The organism is Planctomycetaceae bacterium, from assembly GCA_041398785.1.
In the GTDB taxonomy this organism is placed as follows: domain Bacteria; phylum Planctomycetota; class Planctomycetia; order Planctomycetales; family Planctomycetaceae; genus JAWKUA01.
This window is the reverse complement of sequence record JAWKUA010000021.1, coordinates 95920-115957: the sequence shown is the minus strand read 5'-3', so window position 1 is coordinate 115957 and position 20038 is coordinate 95920. Positions and strand designations below refer to the sequence as shown.

Below are 20038 nucleotides of genomic sequence, written 5' to 3'. Positions count from 1 at the left end.
GACATGAACGTTGTGCTGACAGCCTGCCTGGGAATTCCCCTGGCGACCGCGATGGTGCTGATGTTGTTCCGCAGTTCGTTGACGCACCAGACGACGCGGTGGATCGCGGTGTGTGGATCGCTGTTGACTCTCGGCGCTTCGGTTCTGCTGATGTCGCAGTACGTGTCGCATGCCAGGGCAAAAGCCGCGTTCGACGGCGCGATGGATTCGATCGCAGTGTCCGATGCTGCCGTGCATCCGAAGATTCTGTTCGAACACGACTGGATGAACACGTCGGACGCGACCGAACAAGGCGGCGTCCGACTGCAGATGTTGCTGGGAATCGACGGGATCAGCACGGCACTGATTTCACTCACAGCACTGCTGACGTTTTGTTCGGTGCTGACATCGTGGGACGCGATTCGCGAACGGTCAGCGGATTTCTTTGTGGCGCTGATGATTCTGGAAACGGGACTGATCGGCGTGTTCTGTTCCTTCGACCTGATTCAGTTCTACGTGTTCTTCGAAATGACACTGATACCGCTGTTCTTCCTGATTGCGATCTGGGGCGGACCGGACCGGCGTCACGCGGCGATGAAGTTCTTTCTGTACACGCTGGGCGGCAGCCTGGTGACGCTGACCGGACTGATCATCCTGTTGCTGCATGTTGCCAATGACGGCCTGGCGACTCCCGCGTCGCTGCCGGCGCTGGCCGAATGGCTGAAGCAACGGCCGCTGCCGCCGGCAATGCAGGTGAAACTCTTCCTGGCGGTGTCCGCCGGTTTTCTGATCAAGGTTCCCGTGTTTCCGTTTCACACCTGGCTGCCGCTGGCTCATGTCGAAGCCCCGACGGCCGGCAGCGTCCTGTTGGCGGGTGTTCTGCTGAAACTGGGAACGTACGGATTCCTGCGACTGTGTCTGCCCCTGTTTCCGGAAGCCTGCGTCACGACCGGACTGCCCGCGATCGGGCTGCTGTCGGTGATTGGTATTGTGTACGGATCTCTCTGCGCTCTGGCTCAGCGGGATCTGAAGAAGCTTGTGGCCTACAGCAGCGTGGCTCACCTGGGATTCTGCACGCTGGGTCTGTTTGCGCTCAACACGGAAGGCCTGACCGGCAGCGTGATGCAGATGATCAACCACGGCTTGTCCACCGGCGCACTGTTCCTGATCGTGGGGATGATTTACGAACGCTATCACACGCGGATGCTGGACGACCTGAGCGGCCTGGCGTCGCGGCTGCCGCTGATCGGCTGCAGCATGGTCTTCATATCAATGGCAAGTATCGGATTGCCGGGACTGAACGGTTTTGTCGGCGAGTTCCTGTCGCTGGCGGGAATGTTCCGACGTCATTCGCTGTATGGAATCATCGGAGCTGCCGGCGTTGTGCTGGGAGCGTGGTATCTGCTGACGGCTCTGCAGCACATGTTCTTCGGAAATCTGAAGGAATCGCACGGCGAAGACTCCCGCATCGCGCGCGATCTGAGTTTTCGCGAATTTCTGTCACTCGCGCCGATTGCGGCGATGTGCTTGTGGATCGGCGTTCGACCGATGCCGCTGATCAATCTGATACAGCCGGATATTCAGTCGCTCGCCGCACGCTTCGACGCTGCTGAACCGGACACCGCCGCTGCGCTTTCGCCCGGGGCACCTCACGCGTTGACCGACGACATCACAACCGCCGCGGCAGCGACGTCATCGCACACTTTGGTTTTCCTGCCTGCGGAGTCGCCTCGTGACTGACTATTCGCTCATCAACAGCGCGATCGAACGCATTGTTCCCGAAGTCATTCTGCTGGCCGCCGTCTGCGTCATGTTTCTGACGGCTCCGTTTCTTGCGACGGAAACGGGCGACGTCGCGCGAGGCTTGCGTCACCGCTGGGGGATTCTGTCGCTGGCGGCGATTGCAGCCGCCGGTATCGCCTGGTGGCATTCACCAGTGCTGGTTTCGTCTGCGGGTTTCTTCCGTGCCGATGAGTTCGCCTGGTTTGTTCGCGGCCTGTCGCTGGCGGGAGGAACTCTGCTGGCACTTGTTCTGTGGGATCAGATCGACGACGGCCATTCCGCCGAAGCACATGCCTGCCTGCTGGCGATCATTGCCGGCACCAACTTCGTAGCCGCGGCCAATGATCTGGTCGGCCTGTTTCTGGGACTGGAACTGGTCAGCATTCCTACATACGTCCTGCTGTACCTGCCTCGCCGAGACCGACTGACGCGTGAAGCAACGATCAAGTATTTTCTGCTGAGCATCTTTTCCTCGGCGTTCGTTCTGTACGGTCTCGCCTGGATATTTGGCATCGCGGGAACGACCAGCATGACGGCCATCGCGAATCGGCTGTCGGCTTCCGTCCAGTCAGGCGATCCGATGATGATGAAACTGGCGCTGGTGCTACTGCTTGCCGGACTCAGTTTTCGTGTGGCTGCCGTGCCATTTCATTTTTACGCACCGGATGTGTTTCAGGGCGTGACTTCGTCTTCCGCCGCGATGCTGTCCTTTGTTCCGAAACTGGTCGGACTGACGGCACTGTTGCGGCTGCTGTCGATGAGTGCCGGATCGACGACCCTGCTGCACTGGGTGCCGGGTCCGGCAGTCAGCGCGCTGCTGAGCACTCTGGCGGTGCTGACGATGATCGTCGGCAATGTGCTGGCGCTGCGGCAACAGCATCTGCATCGGCTGCTGGCATATTCCAGCATTGCTCACGCCGGCTACATGCTGGTGGGGCTGACGATCGGAGACCACGCCGCGTCAGCCAGCGGCGTGACTTCGATGCTGTTTTATCTAGCGATCTACGGAGTGATGACGATCGGTGTGTTCGCGATGATCGCGGCCGCCGGATCAGCGGAACGTCCCGTTCGAGCAGTGACTGATCTGGCAGGGCTTAGCCGAACGCAGCCCGTTGCGGCAGTTCTGATGACGGTCTGCCTGTTCGGGCTCAGCGGACTTCCGCCGACGGCCGGGTTTCTCGGAAAGCTGAACCTGTTTCTGGCCGCCTGGTCAGACAGCTCGACAGTCGGATGCGTGCTGGCGGTTGTTCTGGCGGTCAACGCGGTGATTTCCGCGTATTACTACCTGAGAATCGTCGCCGTCATGTATCTCGACGCGGCCACCGACACGGAACCGCAACGGCATTCCGTCGCGGCGATGGCAGCCGGCGGCATTTGTGCTGTCGCTGCGATCGCCTTGTTTGCAGCTCCCCAGTGGTTGTGGAACGCGGCCGCGGCCGGTCGCGGACAGGCTCAAGACGTACCCGGCGTGATTCCGCTACAGGCCGATGGTCAGCCCGACGCGTCCGCCCCCGCTGGCGAAGTATTCGCCGAAGTCGCCGGACAGCCAGGCATCGAACGTCACATTTTTCGTGATGGCTTCGCGATACCCGAACTCCACGCTGCCGACGACAGCATTCACGGAACCTCGCTGGAAGGCAGTGACGGTCACGATATCCCGGTTCAGATCAATCCACTTCACTCCCGCGCGAGCGAACACGTTCTGACGTCCGGTCAGGCGGTAGTTAATTCCGGACAACAGGCCGAGCGTTGTGATTCCGGAATCCGTGCCGTTAATGGTCATCGCGTTGCTGTCGGTAAACGCTTTACCATTCACGTTTCCGTAGGACGCGATGCCTCGAAAATCCAGTGACGCGGCGTCGGTGACGGGAATGAGATAACCGCCGAGCGCGACCAGTGAATAACCCGTGTTGTCCTGGTTTCCGGTCGAGTTATACATGCTGTTGACCAGGTCGGTATCCGACCATGCCAGCGAGCCGATCAGTGACCCGTACCAGCCGTCGCCTCCGCCGGCTCGCACGTAGGCTCCCAGCCCGTTGGCCTGGGAAAACGACGAACCGCTCAGCCAGCGATCATTGGTCTGGTTGTCGAAGAAGAACGCTCCCAGAGCCGTGCGGCCGCATTCGGCGTCGGTCACGTCCGACAGGTCTCGCTCCATTCCCGCCGCGAAGCCGACCGTCGAGCCCTGGCCGCCCGGTGAATAGCCGGCTCCCGCGCTTCCCACCAGAAACCACGTGTTGAACAACCGGCCGTTGCGACAGCGCGAACTTCGCGGAGCCAGCATGCTCATCGACGCATCATCACCGATGCGCCCGACAACGCCGCCGCCGGACGGGCCGCCCAGAGGTCCGACGCCTCCGACAATCGTTCCCAGTTTGCCGACCGCCGCATTGATGGCACTTGGAGCGAACTGGTTGTCTGCCAGGTAGCCTCCCATGAACGCACCCAGCAGCGCCGGCGAATTGTTGTTCGGCCCCCACTGCAGATACAGGCCGCCGTTACCGTCGTCCACAAGATAGAACATCGACGCGCCGGTTGTCGGATTCCCCGACCCGAAACTGAAAAACGACGACGGCGTCACGATAGCATCGGGTGCCGGCGCTCCGATGCGGACGCCGGTGTAGATCAGCGACACCGATCCGGTCTCGGCTGTGGGAGCTCCGCCGATCGACACGATGTTGACGATCGAACGGCCGGACACTGACGAAGTTCCATCGACAACGATCGTGTCGGCGGTTCCCGTACCGTCAGTGGAATTGTCATAGCCTTCTCCCGCGTTGTTGGCGGCGGAAGCGTCGAAGTTGAATGTGAACTGGCTGCCGTCAGTCGCATTGAAGTCGCCGACGACCAGGTGATCCGTCGCGTCCGGCCCGTAGCTCAGGTCGATCAGCCCGCCGCGGTGGTTGCGAAGGATTTCCAGTTGATCGAAGACCGTCCAGCCGGAACGAATGTTGATGCGGCCATAGTTGTCAATGGCGTCATCCGAACCTCGAAACGGCACAATTCCCCGCGACGGCGTCCAGACGCCGCCCGCCTGGTTGTCCAGAACAAAGGAATTGGATCCGGTTGTGTCGATGCGGCCGACAACGCTTCCGGAGTTATTCAGCACGGCGTTTCCGGATCCGACTCGGAATGCGTCCGCTCCGGCGTCTGAAGCGGCTCCGGTGTCGGCCGTGTTGCCGATGAGTCCGGCGTTGTTCACGATCGCGCGGCCCGTCGTGGTTTCCGTCAGAACGCCGAAGTGTCCCCCGCGAACGCTGGCTCCGGAGGCTACGTCGATCACCAGATTCCCGGTCGTCGAGGTGCCGTAGATTCCAGTAAAGCCGGCGGAAATTGCTCCATTGGCCTGAATCTGCGTGAAGCCGTCCCACGCGATGGCACGAATGCCGTGTGCTCCCGACGTGATGTCCGTGGCCCCGATGAACAGCGGTCCGTTGTTCGTGGCGTCGAAGAGCTGATCGACAAAGATCCCGTTTCCGCCGGCTGAAATTGGTCCCAGGGGAGTCGTTTGACCAACACTGACCAACCCGCTGGATTCGACATGCACCCCGTGGCCGACGGAAGTAATAGAGGCGATGTTTTCGACGTTGACCGTACCGATGTCCGCCAGAGCCCAGATGCCCGTGTCGGCTGCCATCACCGACGCAAAGTCGGAGATCACGATGTTTCCGCCGGGCGGCAGGAAGCGCGAGTCCGCGATGATACCTGCCGTGCCGCCGTCGACGCTGCCGGTCCCTTCGCCGCCGATGACGATGTTTCCGGTCGTGGACGTCGCGTAAATGCCGGCGCCTCCGACGGACCGCAGAGTTCCGCTGAGACTGATGGCCGTATCCGTTTCGAACGCGCGCGTCCGAATTCCGAAACCACCGTTCGCCGTGATGTCGGACGCGTTGATTGTGATCGGACCGTTGTTCGCGGGATCCAGCGCCAGTTCGACTTCGATGCCGGTTGTGCCGGCCGTGATCGTTCCCAGCCGCGAGTTCGTTCCCAGATTGACCGTGCCGCCTGAGTTGACGTACACGCCGCGATCGCCTGCTGTGATCGAACTGAAGCCGTCCAGATTGACGGAGCCCGTGTCCGAAAGCAGCCACGCCGCGGTGCCGCCGGTTCCAAACAGGCTGCCTGCACCTGAGAGGCTGACGTTTCCACCGGCAGGGGCAAACCGAGCGTCAAGCGTCACGGCGTTGAACGCAGACGTCACGCTTCCATCGATGACAGCGCCGATGTTTCCCGTCGTCGAACGCAGATACACGCCCGTGCTGGTCGCTCCGGAAACCGATCGCCCCGCCGCGACGTTCAGCAGCGTGGACCCTGCCTGGCCGTTGACTCGAATCGTGTCCGCCGCCGGTCCGATAATGTCGATTGTGTCGACATTGATGATGACGTCGTCGTTCAGGCCGGGGTCGACAAGAATGAATGCCGGCGATGAATCACCGGGGCCGGGAACGCCGTTGATCAAAACATCGTTGGCGCGAGCGGTGCTGCAGGCGATTGACGCGGTCACGGCCGCCGACAGCAGGCACTTCCGGGCTCTGCGAGCACAACTGGCAATGCGTGGTCTCGAAGCTGTGAATATGTGTGCGTACTGCACCACGACGACCTCCGTGTCAATGGGTTCAGATGAGCCACGGTCAGCGGTATGCCGCGACGATGACTCCTGCCCGCTGTCGGAATGATCGACTTCACCGGAACCCGCGAGTTGGTCTCAGGACGACATTTGCGCGGGGTTTTGCCCAGTCGGGTGAACACTTATGGCGCATTCCGTGCCGCCCGAACTGCCCGAAGAACCCGCATGACCTTCACATGCGATGCAACGGTGCGCACGCGCGGGCTCACAACGATTCGGCTGGTTCCGCCATCGCCAGCAACGCGATGAACGGCGTCACAGCGGCTCCGTAGAACCCCGCGAATGTCAGTTTCCAGAACAGAAACTTGCTCACCGCGACTGTCGGCACCGGCAGCATCGAGACCACGATCATCGCCGCAGAACCGACGACGACTGCTCCCGTTCCCCCGATCAGCAGTGCTCGCAAAAGTAATGGCATTCGAGCCGGCGGCAGACCGGCGGACGGTTGCTGATCCTTCTTTGCAAGCGATGACACAGTACCGCGTCTGATGTCTCGCCGAACCAGCGGTGTTGCGATCAGACACGTCAGAAACGGCAGCAGAAATGATGTTGCCGCCAGGTCAACCGCTACACTTTTCGGAGGCTCCAAAACAGGAAGTGTGTTGAGGCCTCGATAGTCGACGGCACCAATCAGACCACAAACGACGATGTTGATCAGCATCGGAAGCAGACACTGATACAGAACCAGGTATCGCCGTTGCGAGGAAGTCAGCTTCATCCGGTTCTACTCTGTCCGGCCGCGGGAATCCTGCGCCGCTGTCTGGCCGTCGGGGTCAGTGCCTTCGTCCCGGAAATCGTGCGGCACCGGCAGCCCGAGCGATTCCAGAAGGTATCGCTGAAAGACATAGATGCGCTCTTCCCGCGTTCCGATGACGCCTCGATGACCGCTGACTTCCAGCCCTCGCTGCTGGGCGTTGTAGACGTCGCGGTCTTCGTTGTGAACTTCCAGTGTCTTGGCTTTCGCGAATCGCCACGCCGCCCACGACAGCAGGCTCGCCAGCGGACCGGACCGTGAGCCGCGAATGGCAAAAAACCGAACTCGCACCTTCACCGTGCGGGGTGACGTCGGCAGATACATCAGCGCGTAGTTGATGGTGTCCGTCGAACACAGAATCAGGTTCGGGTGAATGTGGCGGTGCCGGTACTCCCAGGTCGGTTCCCCGCCGAGCCACTTGTTAAGCCGCGCCTGCCACGCTTCGAGCGGCGAGCCGGCGTCGTAGTCCAGAGCCGTGAATCGACTGTGGAGCGTATGGTGAGAAGATTCTTCCTTCGGCAGAAAGTTGCCCAGCGATTTTTCATGCAGCGCCGGTACATGGTAGGACTCCAGCGTGTTTTCGACGGGAACCTTCCAGTTGCAGTCGCAGTCGTACTCCCACACGTACTTCATCTGCCATGCCGGAGCCTGAAACGCCTGAACCGTTTCGTCAAGGTACGGCGCCAACCAATCCTGCAGCGGGACTGCGTCTGCGGTCAGATTGACGAACAGCAGATCGCCGCAGGATTCCAGCCGGTGCATCCGAAGCTGAGCGTTGTCACGGTCCCACGGCCGAAAGCAGCGAGCGTCAGGCACTCGTCCCGTGCGGCCGTTTTCGCGAAACTCCCAGCCGTGGTACTGACATCGAATGGCCGCGCTGTGGCCGTGAACTTCGTGAGTCAGCAGGCAGTGCCGATGCGGGCAGACGTTCTGAAACGCGACGAAAGTTCCATCGACGTTGCGAATCTGCAGCGGTTCGCCGAACAGATCGACCGTCAGAAAATCTCCTGACCGCGGAAGTTCGGACTTCGCGGCCACAAGATTCCATGCGGGCCGAAACAGTTCCTGCAGCTCCCGTTCATGGTGCTGACGCGACGTGTAGTGTTCCGGTTTCAGCAGGTGCTGAAGATAGTGCTGATTGACAAACATGGCCCGGCGATTTTATCCGGCACCGACGCGCCGCTCACGCTTTTCCCGCACCACGGTTCGTCATTTGGCGAGAACTTTCGACATGACCTTCAGTCCGGCGTCCATCGCGTCCCAGGCGAAGCCCGCGTGGAACGGCTTGCCGTGACCGAATCGCCACGGCAGATAGAACCCAAGAACCGCCTTTCCCATCCGCCAGATCGGAGAAACGCCGACCTTGTAATGGTCGGTATCGTCCAGATCGACAGCCACCGGTTTGTCGGGGTCGTCCGTATATTTCAGCGGTACCTGAGCGAACGTGGCTTTGTTCAGCTCTTCCATGACACACATGCTCATCGGCTCGAAGTTGACCGACGGCTTGTCCACCAGGACTTCAGCGGCAAGGTGATCGCCCGCCGCGTCTCCCTGCAGAAGAGCCAGGAATGCCTGCTTGATCGGAAAGTTGGCCGCGTCACCCACAGCAAAGATTCGATCCTGACCGACCACCCGCCGACTGTCGTGTTCCACCTGAATGAAACCGCGATCGTCCGTGGGAAGCTGCTGAAACGAAGTCGAAGCCACGTAGGGCGGAAAACTCACCAGAACGTCATACGTCAGTTGCTGCCCGTTCTGAAACGACACGCGTCCGGGTTCAATCCCCGTGACAACGTAGCCCTTATGGCCTTCGATGCCGCGTTCGCGGAACTCGTCCGTGACCACGGTATTCAGCCGCGGACCAAACGCTTCAATGAACGCTTCTTCCTTTGTGGCGTAGACCAGGTCAATGTGATCGCGACTGCCGTCCCGGCGCAGGTGCGTATCCAGCATCAGGACCATTTCATACAAAGGCCCGGAACACCGGTTGTTGGGAGGCACCAGAAACAGAAACTTCGTGCGATTGTTCCCCGCCGCTCGTTCTTTGGCCCACGCGATCCGGTCCCTCAGGCGCAGCATGTCATCGGGAGTCCACACGGTGATGGCGTGTTCGTAGAGCCCCGGAATTTCCTCCGACCGCATCTTCGCGCCGGTCGCCACGACAAGGTAGTCGTAGTTCACCGGCCGGTCTTTCGTGAAGACCGTCTGACTGTCCGGGTCGATGCTCTCCACGTGCGACGTGACAAGTTCGATCGATTGTTTTCGAAGCGGCTTGATCAGATCGACTTCGAACTTCTCGGGCTCGTCGCCAAACGGGATGTAGATCGTGTTCGGTTTGAACAGAAACTTCTGACTGTCGTTGACCAGAGTCAGATCCGCACGGTCACCGAGCTTGTACTTCAGATAGAACAGAGATTCGAGCCCGCCGAATCCTCCCCCCAGAACCGCAATTCGTGGTTTTGCCGCCATGATTCCATCCTCCGCCCGCTGACATTCGATTACCTGTGGTCACGCCGACATCACAGTTCGCAATTGCCTGGCAATTGCAAAGATCGCGCCGAAGAGAACCCGGCGTGACAGCGTGTCCCGACCCCTCGCGCGCCGTGCGAATCGGCACGCTGTCGTGACGGATCGGCACGGATGGCGACGCCGCGTCCGGGTGCTCAGCACTGCGCCGCCGGCAGTTGTTGACTGGAAAAAACAGCGGACACCGTCGATCGAGCGTCGCGGTTCCCGGATTGGGCCGGTTGCAAACTCATTGAGATGACGCAATGAAGTCGTGTCTCGCCGAGACACCGCCACGTTGCCCTTTGAAAAAGAGGCGTGTTTCCGCTGCAAGGAATTAGGCGAGGGGCAGGTAACAGCTCATCTGGCCCTCGCCTCAGTACTCATCGACTTCCCCGGTTTCGCCTTCCAGGCCGCTGAACGATGACTTAACGACCTGGCGGATTGTTCGTTTGTCGCGTTCTTCGGACAGCCTGGCGATTGCAGCGTCCAGAGGCATGACTCCCAGATCACCATCGATGCGGCAGCGCAGGGCGACGGCATTCTGTTCGGCTTCCTTGGGGCCGACAACCGCCATGTACGGAATCAGGTCCACCTGAGCGTCGCGGATTTTGGCCTGCAGCTTGGCGCTTTGCAGATCGGTGGTGACCCGGAATCCCGCCTGTCGCAGTTTGCCGGCAATCTCCTTCGCGTAGTCGTCCGATTTTTCGCTTAACGGCAGTACTCGCACCTGTTCCGGAGCCAGCCACAGCGGAAATGCGCCGGCGAAGTGTTCGATCAGCATGCCGACGAAGCGTTCCATGGAACCGAAGGGAGCCCGATGAATCATCACGGGACGGTGCGGCCGGTTGTCGCTGCCGGTGTATTCCAGATCGAATCTCAGCGGAAGGTTGTAGTCCAGTTGCACGGTTCCAAGCTGCCATTCGCGACCCAGGCAGTCTCGCACCATGAAGTCCGCCTTTGGGCCGTAGAACGCTGCTTCGCCGGGCATTTCGATGAAGTCCAGACCGGCTTCGGTCAGCACTTTGCGCAGCACATTCTGAGCGTTCTCCCACAGTTCCACGTCGCCCACGTACTTGTCGGAATCCGGGTCGCGCGATGAAAGCTGGACTCGATAATCCTCCAGGCCGACGGCTTCCAGCACATACTTGACCAACCCCAGAGTATCCTTGAACTCCTGCTCGACCTGCTCCGGCGTGCAGAACAGATGGGCGTCGTCCTGAGTCAGCCCGCGAACTCGCAGCATGCCGTTCAGTTCACCGGATTGCTCATGCCGATAGACCGTCCCGAATTCGGCCAGCCGCACCGGCAGGTCGCGATAACTTCGCGGAATGGCCTTGTACATCTGCACGTGATGAGGACAGTTCATCGGTTTCAGCAGGAATCGTTCCTGCTGCTTTTCCCAGCGGCGCAGGACGTCATGTTTTTCCGCGTCGGAGCCGTTGACGGGGAAGTCATCGACGTCGAACCCAAGTACCTTCGCGGCGTCCAGCAGCTTCCTTTCATCGTCAGCGGACGGCGGCTGAACATCCTGGTCATTCGGATCCAGACAACGAATCCAGTGGTCCACGAGTTGTCCGGCCGAATGCCCGAACAGCGGTGCGAACTGCGAATCGCGGTAGTAGGGAAAGTGGCCGCTGGTTTCGTAAAGTTCGACGCGACCGATGTGCGGCGAATACACGGGCTCGTAGCCTCGCCGCAGAAGTTCGGCTTTGATGAATTCCTCCAGAGTCGCCCGGATGGTTGCTCCCTTCGGCAGCCACAGGCAAAGCCCCTGCCCGACGTCCGACGTAATCGTGAAGAGTCCCAGACGCTTGCCGAGCACCCGGTGATCGCGTTTCTTCGCTTCTTCAATCTGTTCCAGATAGGCCTTCAGATCTTTGCGATCGAAGAACGCGGTTCCGTAGACTCGCTGCAGCGGTTTGTTGGCGGCGTTTCCCTTCCAGTACGAACCGGCGACGCTGAGGATCTTGAACGCCTTGATGAGTCCGGCGTGCGGAATATGCGGACCGCGGCACAGGTCGACGAATTCTCCCTGGCGATAGAAGCTCAGTTCGCCGTGGTCGGCCAGGCCGCTGCCGATATGTTCGACCTTCAGTTCCTGATTCAGATCGGTGCAGAACTTCAGCGAATCGTCGCGGGACATCGTGAATCGTTCGAACGGCTCCGCGTCTTTGATGATCTTCTGCATCTCCGCTTCGATGCGGGGAAAATCGTCTTCGCTGATCGGAGTGGCCAGGTCAAAGTCATAGTAGAATCCGTTACCCAGAGTCGGTCCGAACGCCAGCCCGACGCCGTCGTACAGCCGCATCACAGCTCGCGCCATGACGTGAGCACAACTGTGCCGCATGACCCCCAGCGCCGCTTCGTCGCGAGTCGTCAGCAGCGTCAGCGGCACGGGACGCTTGTCCGTCAGTTCCGCCAGAGGTCTCATGGCGTCGACCGCTTTCCCGTCGATACTGGCGGCGGCGGTCGACTGAGCCAGACGTTCACCGATACCGGCAGCGACGTCCAGAGCGGTCACATTGTCGGGTTTTTCAAGAACGGTCCCGTCGGGAAGCTGAACCTCAATCATGCTGAGAAATCTTGTTCGAAGGAAGGGCGAGGCCTGTTCGGCGTCCGCACAAATGAACGCCGCCAGGAACCACCGAACAGAAGCCGCGACCGAAACGAGTGACCGCGGGGCCGGGGTTATATCGTTACGCTCTCGGAATCTCTACGCGGACAGCGAGGACGCAGTTGATGCAGCAAGCGGTAATTGCTTTGCCGCCGCGGAGCACCCTGAGTCGCGACCCACCTATACGGCCGGTGTTTGGAAGAATTCAGTTGCTGTCCGAGGAGGCTCGCAACATGGCGCGTTTGAGTCCGGGATCTGCCTCCTGCAACTGATAGCCGAATCGATTTGTCTGGCGCACAACGGCGTCGGCCGTCACGCAGAGACTGGGTGTCACGGGCTGCCCGGCGGCCTGAAGGGCCCTTGCCGTCCAGACATTGCAAGTTGTTGGCAGGAAGTAGCTACCGCGGCCACGATAGAAACGGCTATACCCGTAACGGCCTTCCCCCAAATCAACTGCTCTTCCATCGGACCCACGCTCCGACGATTCCGCAACGAATCTGCAAAGGTTAGCAAATTGCGATTGGGCCAGGGGAACCTCGATAATATCGCTGACCTGAAAGACTTCAGTCGGTGGCGATTCGAATGCTGCAATGTGCAGGACGCTCGGTGTTGGCAGGAAAGCAGCCTTGAAAAGCGTCCCGGCCTGAAGCCCGTCCATGCGATAGAAGCCTTCGTCGCCCCAACCGATTTCGACGAATGCGTAATCTCGAAATGCCTCCACCTCCGGCCAAATCCCAGGGGAAACGTCAGCGGTTGGCAGGACAATCCCCGTATGCCAACCGTGACTGACAACATGGATCTTTCGTGGTGATTCCGTTTCAAAACTTACCTGCTGAACACCCGCCACTCCGGAACGACTGGCGAGACCGCGGTTCGAGTCGCTTGAAACGACGCAACCACCGCACATCGCCGTGACAACCAGCCACGCAATGAACCAGATCCAGCGCGTGTCGTACGTCACTTTCGTCTCCTCGGGATCGCGCGTCAGGGGTATAACCAAGACATTACGGAGTTCGCCAAATGCACTTCTGGTCGATGCCGATTTGAATGGATCTGTACCGGAGTAACCTCGTACCCTGGTTGACCCTACCGGTGACGTTCGGTTGCAGCAAGACGCAATGGACCGCACGTCGCGGAAGAATTGGCCGTGATTAACCTGTGTCGCAAAGGACCGGCAGAAACTGCTGCGGGTGAATCCAAAACAGCGTGGCGGCAACGTGGCTGGAATTCCTCGAGGCGGCTTCCGAGTGGCGGTCGACCGACCAATGCTGGAATCAAAGGAAGCGTCAGCCTATGGTCCCCTGCGCAGCCACCTATCTTTGTAGATTCTTTCTTTGGCCTCCCTTCCGAGGCACTCCCTCGCGACACTTCAGCAGTCAGCGGAGATATCCAGTCGATGACAGGTCCCAACTATGCTTCTCGCCGGAGCCGGCTGGTTCGAAGCCTAAAAGTTCCCGGAATTGACGGGCTGCTGGTCAGCGGTGTGGCGAATGTTCGGTATCTGACGGGATTCAGCGGCGATTCGACGTGGCTGTTTGTCAGCTCGGCGACAACAGTGCTTATCAGCGATACGCGATATCAGACTCAACTGGCCACCGAATGCCCCGGCGTGGAGGCCGTCATTCGCGACGCCACGACTTCGATGATGGAATTCGTTTCTCAACTGCTTCAGAAGACAAAGGTGAAGCGCTTGGGGATCGAAGCGGATCATCTGACCGTCGCACAGCACGCGGTTCTGGCCGAAAAGCTGCCAAACGTCGAACTTGTTTCGACCAGTGACCTGACGGAGCGGCTTCGCTCGGTCAAGGATCGCTGGGAACTGCAGCAGATTCGTGACGCGATTGCGATGGCGGAACGAGGAATCAGCGTTGTCTGCAGCAGTCTGCGGCCGGATCAAACGGAGCGGGAGATTCGTTATCTGCTGGAAGCCGCGATGCGAGACTTCGGAGCCAACGGCCCGGCGTTCGAACCCATTGTGGGCGTCGGGCCGACGGGAGCCCTGCCTCATGCTCACGCGGGCGACCTGCGCGTCGGCGAATCGCCGATGCTGCTGATCGACTGGGGAGCCGAAACGCGGACAGGCTACCGCAGCGATCTGACTCGCGCGTTCATCACCGGCAAACCGACGAAGCAAATGCGCACGGTGTACGAAACGGTGCTGGCCGCTCAGCAGGCGGCGATCGCGGCCATCAAACCGGGAGTCCTCTGCCGGGATGTCGACGCCGTTGCGCGCGGCATGATCGCCGACGCCGGGTATGGCCGGCACTTCGGTCACGGCCTGGGGCACGGATTCGGCCTGGAAATTCACGAATCCGTCCGGTTAAGCCCCCTGTCAGAGGAGACGTTGCGGCCGGGAACGGTGGTCACTGTGGAGCCGGGGATTTATCTGCGGGACAGGTTCGGTGTGCGGATTGAGGACGATGTGCTGGTCACGAAAGACGGATGTGAAGTCCTGACCTCTGTTCCACGGGAATTCGAACAGGCAGTGATGGATTTCCTTGCATAATTCCGGCCGTTTCACGAAGCTGTGCCCCGAATTTTCACGGCTGAGGCAGGCGTTCTGCGCTTTCTGACGTGCTTATCCCACGAGATCATCAAATGCCCAAAACACCCGAATCCGACGATAAAGGTGGCTTCGATTTACTGAAATTTCGCCGTCTGCTTCAACTGATGGAAAAGTTCGGCGTCACGGAAGCCAACCTCACTCGAGACGGCGAATCCTGGAAAGTTCGTCGCGGACCGAAACAGGTTGCGATGCCGGCCGGAATGTCGTTCGCCGCTCCGGTTGCTTCTGCGCCGTTGCCCTCTGCGGCGCCGGCCAGTCCCGCTCCTGCAGCAGCACCCGCCGCGGCTGCTGCACCGAAGGGCATCACAATCGACGCTCCAACCGTCGGAACGTTTTATTCGTCGGCCAGCCCGGAAGATGACGCGTTTGTGAAAGTCGGTTCGGTCGTGGGGCCGGAAACCGTTGTCTGCATCATCGAAGCAATGAAGGTGTTCAACCAGATTCCCGCGGAGAAATCCGGCCGGATTGTTGAGATCCTCGTCGAAAACGGCGACGCGGTCGAGTTCGGCCAGCCGCTGTTTCGAATCGAACCGGCTTAACCGACGGAATCCGCCTCCATGTTTCAACGAATCCTGATTGCGAACCGCGGCGAGATCGCTCTGCGGATCATTCGAGCCTGCCGGGAACTCGGCATCGAAACCGTTGCCGTGTTCAGTGAAGCCGACCGGGGATCTCATTACCTGGATCTCGCCGACGAAGCCTGGTGCATCGGCCCGGCTCCGGCGTCGCAAAGTTATCTGCTGATCAACCGCATTATCAGCGCGGCTGAAGTGGGCAACGTTCAGGCCATTCATCCCGGCTACGGTTTTCTTTCCGAAAACGCTCACTTCGCCGAAGTCTGCCGCAAGTGCAACATCGAATTCATCGGACCGCCGCATGAAGCGATGTCAAAGCTGGGCGACAAAGTCAGCGCCCGGAAGATCGCGATGGCCGCGAAGGTTCCCTGCGTGCCGGGCAGCGAAGGACTGATTTCCGATGTCAACGAAGCTGTGCGGATCGCCGGGGAAATCGGCTACCCGGTTCTGATCAAGGCCACGGCCGGCGGCGGCGGGAAGGGCATGCGAGTCGCCGGGAATGAAGTGTCGCTGCGCGCCGGTCTGCAGGCCGCCTCGGCCGAAGCCGAAAAGGCGTTCAGCAACGCCGGTGTCTATCTGGAAAAGTACGTCGAACGTCCGCGGCACGTCGAAGTTCAGGTGCTGGCGGATTCGCACGGAAACGCGGTGCATCTGTGGGAACGTGACTGTTCGATGCAGCGCAAGCATCAGAAGCTGATCGAAGAAAGCCCCGCTCCGAACCTGCCCGACAAAATCCGTTCAAAGATCTGCGCGGCCGCCGTCCGGCTGATTCAGGAATCCGGCTATCAGAATGCCGGGACCGTCGAATTCATCGTCGACAGGGACCACAACTTCTACTTTATCGAGGTGAATGCCCGAATTCAGGTCGAACACCCGGTAACGGAAATGGTCACGGGAATCGATCTGATCAAGCAGCAGATTCTGGTCGCCGCCGGAGAAAAGCTGCAGTTCACGCAGCAGGACATTCCCTGCAACGGTTCAGCCATCGAACTGAGAATCAACGCCGAAGATCCGGATAACGACTTTCGGGGAAGCCCCGGCCGAATATCAAAACTGAGACTTCCCGGCGGCGGCGGAGTTCGGTTTGATTCGCACGTCTACGAGAACTACACCATTAGTCCGTATTACGATTCGATGATCGGCAAGCTGATTGTTCACAAGCCGACTCGTGACGAAGCGATTTCGTGCATGAGGCGCTGCCTGCGTGAATTTGTCGTGGAAGGCGTTCACACGACACTGCCGCTGGCAAAGAAGATGTTTAATCATTCGGCATTCGTTGACGGCACAGTCGATACCACGTTTGTCGAACGCACGTGGTAGTTGCCGCCGGAAGCCGATGACTGCCGTTAAAGCGGGCCGGCCATGACTCGTCCTGCGATCGCCTAAACGGACCCAAATGGCCTTCCCGGCTGTGCAGCGGCACAGCTCCGCCGGAAGTTGTTCGGTGATCGGTTCATTTTTCGGGCTGATGAAATTTGACAGCCCACTTCCTGATGTCACTTACGCTGTGGTATTCAAAGCTATGACTCACGCTATCAAAAAAGTTGCTCTGTTGTTTGCCGGCGGTCCGGCTCCGGCCGCCAACGCAGTCATTTCGACGTGCGCGATTTCGTGTCTTAACAACGGTATCGAAGTCGTCGGTATCAAGTACGGCTACTCCAGCCTGACGGATTACACGCCCGAGAATCCGCTGCGCGAAGGCATCGACTACATCAATCTGCACGAAGTCATGCTCCGCCGGACTCGCAGCAAGCAGGGCATTCTGATCGGAACGGCGCGGGCCAATCCCGGAAAACACGTCACCAGTCCCGCGGACCTGCAGGATCCGGAAAAGTCGGCTCCGCTGAAGCGAGTCTACGACGGCCTTTGTTCGCTGGGTGTCGACGCACTGGTTTCCATCGGCGGAGACGACACGCTGAAGACAGCCAACAAGCTGAAGATGTTTCAGGATCGTCTGCCGGCCGGCAGCAAGCAGATTCCCGTGGTCCACGTTCCGAAGACGATCGACAACGACTACATGGGAATCGACTTCACGTTCGGGTATTTCACCGCCGTGGAAACTCTGGGCACGGAAATCCGCAATCTGCACGCGGATGCGGAAGCGTCGCGAGCCTACTTCGTTGTCGAAAGCATGGGACGCAGCGCCGGCTGGCTGGCCTACGGAGCCGCGATCGCCGGCGAAGCCAGCCTGGTTCTGAGCGTGGAGGATATCGACGAGCGCTATGCGTCACACGAGTCGACTCCCGAACGGAAGGTCATGGATATTGACAAGGTCGTCGACAAGATCGTCCGCGTCATGAAGTACCGCAGCGAAAAACAGGGCAAGGATTACGGCGTCATCGTCCTGGCCGAAGGGCTGGCGGAATTCCTGTCCGATGACGCTCTGAAGGACGTGCCTCGTGACGAGCACGGACACATTTCCGTCGCTCACGTCGATCTCGGAAAAATGTTCGCCAAACGCGTGAAGGCGGAATTCAAAAAGCGAACCGGCGTCGATCGAAAGGTCACCGGTCTGCAGCTCGGCTACGAATCCCGCTGTGCCCGGCCGCATGCCTTCGACGTGATGCTGGGCAGTCAACTGGGCGTCGGAGCCTACCGGGCTTTGTGCGAAGAAGAACACAACGGCGTGATGGTGTCCGTGTCGGGCCAACTGGACCTGCACTACGTTCCGTTCGAAAACCTTGTCGACCCGGAAACTCTGGTCACCGTTGTTCGCTTTATTCCACCGGGAAGCGACTTCCACACTTTGGCCCGGTTTCTGGAAACCAACATCGGCTGAGTTCCGCGAAGGACTACCGCAGCGCTGCGCTTGTCGATCAGCGGTCCTGTCGACGGTGCTGTTTGCCGTCCCTGTCGGCGACCGATATCACGAACGCGGCGGCTACGACTTCCCGCCGACGATCTGCAATATGACGCTCCTGCCGTCGCGACCGGGAGTTGCATATTCCGCCAGGACATCAATCGTAAAGCCGCGCAGGTGCTTGCCGGCTTCTGCTTCTTTACGCTCCGAAACCCAGTTTGGGCCCTTGATCAGCAGTAATTTCCCAAAGGAGTTTCTCACGGGCCTCAGAAGCGGCAGCAGTTTCTTCAGCGGAGCCACCGCTCGCGCCGTCGCGGTGTCGAACGTTCGAGTTTTCAGGATGTCTTCGCCGCGTTCGGCAAGTACGGGAATTGCAAGCTTCAGATCGCCAAGGATCGCCTTCAAGGCTGCCGCCTTGCGACCGCTGCTTTCCGCAAGAGTGATGCACAGATCCGGCCGCAGGATGGCCATCGGAACGCCGGGAACACCGCCTCCCGACCCGATGTCCAGCACCGTTTCTCCGCTCGCGATGTGTTCGGCAAGCTGCTGAGTATCCAGCAGGTCGCGCGTCACGAACGCTTCCGGATCCGTGTGGCGAGTCAGGTTCAGCTTCCTGTTCCAGTCCCATAACCGCTCGCAGTACTGGTCCAGCAGTGCGACGGACTCGTCCGAAAGTTCCACGCCGCAGCGAAGCAGAACGGCTGTCAGTGATTCGATCATTCGTGTGTTTTCACTAAATCAAGGGAACCGTTTCACGCCGCGGCGTCGTATCACCCGTGTGCTCCCGGCGGAACGGACTATAGCAGCGGTCGCGGTGCGGCACGCCGCACACGCTGGAAGTCGTTAAACTGACACACATGACATCGGAACGTGAATTCATTCGCCAACTGGCAAAGCGGTTTCCCGAACGTCCGCCCGTGCAGATTGGTATCGGCGACGACGGAGCTGTGATCGACTGTTCCAATGCCACTCAGCAGATCATTGTCACCGACATGCTGCTCGACGGCGTTCACTTCGATTTGAAGCACACGTCGCCCGGCCTTGCCGGACGCAAATCGGTCGCGGTGAACCTCAGTGACCTGGCGGCGATGGCGTGTCGGCCGACGTCGGCGTTTCTGTCACTGGCCGTGCCCAGGTCTCTGACTTCGCCCGACGAATTCCTGAACAGTCTTTATGAAGGAATCGCCGCGCTGGCCAATCGGTATGGCTTCTGCGTGGCTGGCGGCGACACGAATTCCTGGGACGGTCCATTTGCGATCAACGTCTGCCTGACAGGAGTTCCCATGGCTGCGAACCCCGTGCTGCGTTCCGGCGCGAAGCCGGGAGACGTGCTGATTGTCACGGGACCGCTGGGTGGAAGTCTGACGACCGACCGTCATTTGACATTTGAACCGCGGCTGGCAATGGCCGAATGGCTGGTGAACAACGTTGCCATCCATTCGATGATCGACGTCAGCGACGGATTGTCCATCGATCTTTCGCGAATGATGGAAGCCAGCGGCACGGGAGCAATCCTGCGGACGAACCGGATTCCGATTCATCCGGATGTCAGTGCTGACCTGCCGTTCGACGACCGATTGCGACGTGCATTCAGTGATGGTGAAGACTTCGAACTGCTGCTGGCGGTCTCGCCGGCGGATTTGAGCCTGATCGAAAGCGCGCCTGCCGACGTCGGCTGTCACGTGATCGGGAACGTGACTCAGGAGCCCGGACTGCATGTCATCACGGAAACGGGTGACCGCTCACCGCTGCAGGTCACCGGCTGGCAGCATTTGTAAGCCGACCGGACTTGACGTGGCCGCTCGTATTCCCGGAAGCCTGACCGCCCGGACG

Annotated in this window: 13 protein-coding genes; 7 read left to right on the top strand and 6 right to left on the bottom strand. The window is 59.9% G+C overall.

The features are described from left to right. The first annotated feature begins 3 nt into the window (after positions 1–3). Entirely contained in the window at positions 4–1719 is a 1716-nt protein-coding gene (locus R3C19_21495) for an NADH-quinone oxidoreductase subunit M (GenBank protein ID MEZ6062928.1), read from the top strand. After that, a complete protein-coding gene (locus R3C19_21490; GenBank protein ID MEZ6062927.1) occupies positions 1712–3613 on the top strand; it encodes an NADH-quinone oxidoreductase subunit N in 1902 nt (633 codons plus the stop codon). Before R3C19_21495 ends, R3C19_21490 begins: the two co-directional genes overlap by 8 nt. A gap of 2980 nt (positions 3614–6593) precedes the next feature. On the opposite strand, the gene R3C19_21485 is transcribed toward R3C19_21490, so the two are convergent. The 5 genes from R3C19_21485 to R3C19_21465 form a co-directional block, all read right to left on the bottom strand. Further along, entirely contained in the window at positions 6594–7106 is a 513-nt protein-coding gene (locus tag R3C19_21485) for a hypothetical protein (GenBank protein ID MEZ6062926.1), read from the bottom strand. Between the two features lie 6 nt (positions 7107–7112). Next, complete coding sequence (locus R3C19_21480; GenBank protein ID MEZ6062925.1) at positions 7113–8291, bottom strand: aromatic ring-hydroxylating dioxygenase subunit alpha; 1179 nt, start codon at positions 8289–8291, stop codon at positions 7113–7115. A 60-nt stretch (positions 8292–8351) separates the two neighbouring features. Next, entirely contained in the window at positions 8352–9611 is a 1260-nt protein-coding gene (locus tag R3C19_21475; protein ID MEZ6062924.1) for an FAD-dependent oxidoreductase, read from the bottom strand. Positions 9612–10023: 412 nt separating this feature from the next. Next, positions 10024–12222: a threonine--tRNA ligase gene (thrS, locus tag R3C19_21470; GenBank protein ID MEZ6062923.1), complete on the bottom strand. Its 2199-nt coding sequence runs from the start codon at positions 12220–12222 to the stop codon at positions 10024–10026. A gap of 247 nt (positions 12223–12469) precedes the next feature. After that, complete coding sequence (locus R3C19_21465) at positions 12470–13225, bottom strand: DUF2459 domain-containing protein (GenBank protein MEZ6062922.1); 756 nt, start codon at positions 13223–13225, stop codon at positions 12470–12472. 435 nt (positions 13226–13660) lie between these two features. Here R3C19_21465 and R3C19_21460 point away from each other — a divergent pair, with 435 nt between their 5' ends. From R3C19_21460 to R3C19_21445, 4 genes are all read left to right on the top strand, one after another. Next, positions 13661–14770 carry a Xaa-Pro peptidase family protein gene (locus R3C19_21460; protein ID MEZ6062921.1) on the top strand — a complete coding sequence of 370 codons (1110 nt, stop codon included), beginning with the start codon at positions 13661–13663 and terminating at the stop codon, positions 14768–14770. Between the two features lie 92 nt (positions 14771–14862). After that, positions 14863–15369 carry an acetyl-CoA carboxylase biotin carboxyl carrier protein gene (accB, locus tag R3C19_21455; GenBank protein ID MEZ6062920.1) on the top strand — a complete coding sequence of 169 codons (507 nt, stop codon included), beginning with the start codon at positions 14863–14865 and terminating at the stop codon, positions 15367–15369. Positions 15370–15387: 18 nt separating this feature from the next. Continuing rightward, positions 15388–16725: an acetyl-CoA carboxylase biotin carboxylase subunit gene (gene accC / locus R3C19_21450; GenBank protein ID MEZ6062919.1), complete on the top strand. Its 1338-nt coding sequence runs from the start codon at positions 15388–15390 to the stop codon at positions 16723–16725. A 202-nt stretch (positions 16726–16927) separates the two neighbouring features. Further along, positions 16928–18184 (top strand): 6-phosphofructokinase, encoded by a 1257-nt coding sequence (locus R3C19_21445; GenBank protein MEZ6062918.1) that lies wholly within the window; start codon positions 16928–16930, stop codon positions 18182–18184. Positions 18185–18286: 102 nt separating this feature from the next. Here R3C19_21445 and rsmG read toward each other — a convergent pair whose 3' ends face one another. Beyond that, entirely contained in the window at positions 18287–18925 is a 639-nt protein-coding gene (gene rsmG, locus R3C19_21440) for a 16S rRNA (guanine(527)-N(7))-methyltransferase RsmG (protein MEZ6062917.1), read from the bottom strand. A 137-nt stretch (positions 18926–19062) separates the two neighbouring features. Here rsmG and R3C19_21435 point away from each other — a divergent pair, with 137 nt between their 5' ends. Further along, positions 19063–19983: a thiamine-phosphate kinase gene (locus R3C19_21435; GenBank protein ID MEZ6062916.1), complete on the top strand. Its 921-nt coding sequence runs from the start codon at positions 19063–19065 to the stop codon at positions 19981–19983. Positions 19984–20038 lie beyond the last annotated feature (55 nt).